The 1,087-nt window shown below is 66.6% G+C and carries 1 protein-coding gene; it reads right to left on the reverse strand.

Annotated elements, in window-relative coordinates:
* Positions 1-8: 8 nt before the first annotated feature.
* The coding region (locus ACGF5C_RS35125; protein WP_393308778.1) for an IS630 family transposase at positions 9-1,087 on the reverse strand (1,079 nt) is incomplete at its 5' end.

Raw genomic sequence — 1,087 nt, forward strand, 5'->3', positions numbered from 1 at the left:
GTGCCGCGTCAGGCAATGTTGGCCCTGTTGACTACCTGGCTGAGGCGTTTGTCGGTGGCGTGCTTGTTCCGCCAGATGATGTAGCGGCGGATCATGCTGCCCTGCTCGGTGTGGCTGGTGTGGTCGGTGCCGTCGAGGGCGAAGTAGCGCAGGGCGGTGAACTGGGCCTCGATGCGGTTGAGCCAGGAACTGTTGGTCGGGGTGTAGGCGAACTCAACGTTGTTGGCCGCGGCCCAGTCGCCGACGCGGGTGTCCTTCATGGTGCTCAGGTGCGGGGAGTAGTTGTCGAGCACGATCGCGATGCGCCTCTGCGGTGGGTGCAGGCTGCGTAGGTAGCGGCAGAACTCCAGGAATCGCGTCCGATGTTTCCTCGGCTTGATGTGGCCGTAGAGCCGGTCCGTGCCCAGGTCGTAGGCGGCGAACAGGTGCCTGACTCCATGGGGGCGGGTGTAGGTCGCCCGCCGGCGGGGCCTGGGCTCACGGTCGGGGTCCTTGTGCCGTCCACCGCGCTCGGCCCACTGCCGTCCGGGGTGGGGCTGGAGATTCAAGGGCCCGAACTCGTCCAGGCAGAACACGACCTTGGGCTCGCCGGGCTCGGGGATGACCTCGCCGTCGGCGATCGCGTAGAGGTGCTCGACACGGGCCTTCTTGGCGGCGTAGTCCGGGTCGCGGGAGGTCTTCCAGGTCTTCACGCGTTGAAACGACACGCCCTCCTCGCGGAGCAGGACCCGCAGACCCTCGTGGCTGATGTCGTCGACCACCCCCTCAGCGACCAGGAAGTCGGCCAGTTTGGCCAGGCTCCAGGTCGAGAACGGCAAGCCGTGCTCGGCAGGCTTGGACTTGGTGATCTTCTTGATCTCCCGGCGTTCGGGCAGGGTGAACGTTCTCGGCCGGCCGCCTTTGTACTTGGGGTAGAGCGAGTCGAAGCCGTCGGCGTTGAAGTTGTGGATCACGTCCCGGACCCGGTCGGGGCTGGTGAACGTCACCTCGGCGATCTTCGCCGCGGGCATGCTCTGCGCGGACAGCAGGATCATCTGCGCCCGTCGCCAGGTCACCACCGATCCGGTGCCCCGACGGATGATCCGCA

The organism is Micromonospora sp. NPDC047620, from assembly GCF_043205005.1.
Taxonomy (GTDB): Bacteria; Actinomycetota; Actinomycetes; order Mycobacteriales; family Micromonosporaceae; genus Micromonospora.